2 protein-coding genes are annotated in these 2,677 nt (G+C 69.1%); both read right to left on the reverse strand.

Annotated features, from left to right (window positions below; all coding sequences use genetic code 11):
• Positions 1–95: 95 nt before the first annotated feature.
• Positions 96–854, reverse strand: coding sequence for an IS21-like element helper ATPase IstB (gene istB / locus PSR1_RS22795; protein ID WP_059439587.1), 759 nt, complete (start codon positions 852–854; stop codon positions 96–98).
• An 88-nt stretch (positions 855–942) separates the two neighbouring features.
• Positions 943–2,463 carry an IS21 family transposase gene (gene istA / locus PSR1_RS22800; protein ID WP_152643428.1) on the reverse strand — a complete coding sequence of 507 codons (1,521 nt, stop codon included), beginning with the start codon at positions 2,461–2,463 and terminating at the stop codon, positions 943–945.
• Positions 2,464–2,677: the final 214 nt, after the last annotated feature.

Below are 2,677 nucleotides of genomic sequence, written 5' to 3' on the forward strand. Positions count from 1 at the left end.
TGCGGATTCCGGCCAAGCCGATCGGCCATTCTGGCCGATGCCGATCACCCGTTCCGGCCAAGGCGATCACCCGGGGCTGACGCCGGTGGGTAGGTCTACTTCGCCGGCTTCTGGCCCTTGGTCAAGTCCGCCTTCGTCTTCCTGATCGACTCTCCGGCGAGCTTCACCTTGTGTGCGTTGTGGACGAGGCGGTCGCAGACCGCGTCGGCGATGGTCTCGTCGCCGATGACGGAGTGCCAGTGCTTGGGGTCGAGCTGGCCCGTGATGACGGTCGAGGACGTGCCGTAGCGATCCTCGATCACCTCCAGGAAGTCCTTCCGCTGGGCGGCGGTGAGCACCTCCATCCCGAAGTCGTCGACGATGAGGACGTCGGTCTTGGCGAGGCGGCGGAGCAGCTGGAAGTGGCTTCCGTCGGCGCGGGCCTGGGCGAGTTCGTCGAGGAGCCGCGAGGCCCGGCGGTAGACCACCGAGTAGCCCTCGCGGCACGCCTTCTGGCCGAGAGCGCAGGCGAGGTAGCTCTTCCCGACGCCGGTCTGGCCGCTGAAGATCACATTCTGGTGGGCCTCGACCCAGCGGCACGCGGCGAGGTCGAGCATGGTCGCCTTCTGCAGGCCGCGCGGGTGCTGGTAGTCGATGTCCTCGACGCACGCCTCCTGGCGGAAGCGGGCGTTGCGCAGCCGGCCGGTGAGCTTGCGCTGCTCGCGGTGGCTCCACTCGGCGTCGGCCAGCAGGCCGACGAGGTCGAGCGGCGCGATCGCCTTCTCCTTCGTGTCCTCCATCCAGCGGCGCAGCGCCTCCGCCATCCCCTTCAGCTTCATCGCCACGAGCTTCTCCATCGTCTGCTCCACGAGCATGCGTTTCTCCCTGGCCTCGATGAGGTCGCCGCCGGGCGATGCCCGGCGCCGGGGCGCCGCGAGGCCGCGTCGGCGCGGTCTCGGGTGGTCAGTGGTAGTAGCCGCGGCCACGGATGTTCTCGTGCAGTGGCAGCGCCTGCTGCGGCTCGTCGCCGGGCAGCGGCAGTTGGTCGAGGTTGTGCCGCAGGATCGAGGCGACGCTGCCGGAGTTGAGCGTTCCGAAGTGGAGCGCCCTCGCGGCGGCGCGTTCGACTCGCTCGCGCGGGTAGTCCTTCGCCTGCCGCAGGATCCCCAGGCACGCCTTGAAGCCCTGCTGCGGGTGGGCCTTGGAAGCCATGATCGCCTCGAGCAGCGCCACCGTCTTCGGCCCCGTCTTGCTCGCCCAGCTGGTGAGCCGCTCCGGGGTCCACTCCACCTGGTCGAGGTGGGCGCGCGGCATGTGCTCCTTGCGCGTGGTGTACTTCCCCTTCGCGTAGCTGCGCGCGTAGCTCTCGATCCTCGTGCCGCGCCGCAGGATCTCGACGGTGGTCTCTGTGGCGCGCAGATCGAGCTTCTCGCCGATGAGCGAGAAGTGGACGCTGTAGAAGTGGTCGTCGTGCTCGACGTGGTAGGAGAGGTCGACCTTCGGCTGGCTCCACTCGGCGTAATCGAAGGGCCGCGGCGGCAGGGGCTTCAGTGCCGCCCGCTCGATCTCCTGGAAGAGCTCGCGCCGCGACTTGTCGAGGCGGCGCATCTTCCGGCCGTTCAGCTTCTCGAGCAGCTCCGACACGGCGATCCGCATCTCCTCGAGCGAGTAGAAGGTGCGGTTTCGCAGCGCCGCGAGGATCCACCGCGAGGCGATCTGCACGGCCACCTCGACCTTGGCCTTGTCGCGCGGGCGGTACGGTCGCGCCGGGATCACCGCCGCCCCGAAGTGCGCCGACAGCTCCTCGTACGTCCGGTTGAGGATGGGCTCGTACTTGCCCGCCTTGGTCACGCCGACCCGCGGATTGTCCGGCACCCAGATCTCGGTGGTGCCTCCGAAGTACTCGCAGGCGCGGACGTGGCAGCCGATCCACGCTGGCAGGTCCTGGTTCAGCACCGGCTCCGCATAGGTCAGGTTCGACGCGCCCAGCACCGCGAGGAAGAGCACCGCCTTCCGGCACTCACCGGTAAACGGGTCCACCACGTCGAGCCCGCTGCCGCTGAAGTCGATGAACGTCTTCTCGCCGGCGTGGTGCGCCTGCCGCATCGTCGCCGACAGCGGCTTCGCCCACCGCAGATACTTGTCGCAGAACTGGCTGTACTGCAGACCGCCCGGCGTCGCCTCCTTGTACTCCTGCCAGAGCAGCATCTTCGTCACGTGCCGCCGCTGCAGCTCGCGGTGGACGTAGCGCCAGTCGGGCTCCGGCCGGTTCGACACCGGGTGGCCCTCGTCGGGGAAGAGCAGGCGCTCGAGCGCGGCGTCGTCGTCCAGCTCCGGCGGCAGCGGCCACGCGAGCCCCGCGAGCGCGATGCGCGCCACGTACTCGTTCACCGTGCTCGGCGACAGCCCACACGCGCGCGCGATCCCCCGGCCGGACTGCCCGGCCTGGAGCTTCAGTCTGATGATCTCTCGCAGCTTCCGCATCGGTAGCCTCTCGGCCGCCATCCCGCCTCCTTGGTGGAGGCGGCATGGACGGCGGACTACCCAGCGGCGTCAACGCTTCCCGGACCCCGGCGGCGGCCGGTTACCGGATCAGACGTTCAGCGATCGGCTTGCTCCGGAATCGGTGATCGGCTTCGACCGGAATCGGTGATCGGCATGCTCCGGAATCCGTGATCGGCTTGGGCCGGAACCCGCA

Source organism: Anaeromyxobacter sp. PSR-1, assembly GCF_000964525.1.
Taxonomy (GTDB): Bacteria; Myxococcota; Myxococcia; order Myxococcales; family Anaeromyxobacteraceae; genus Anaeromyxobacter.

Excerpts from the sequence above, each read along its gene's own strand:
- istB (WP_059439587.1), bottom strand. The coding sequence starts at position 854 with ATGCTCGTGGAGCAGACGATGGAGAAGCTCGTGGCGATGAAGCTGAAG.
- istA (WP_152643428.1), bottom strand. The coding sequence starts at position 2,463 with ATGCGGAAGCTGCGAGAGATCATCAGACTGAAGCTCCAGGCCGGGCAG.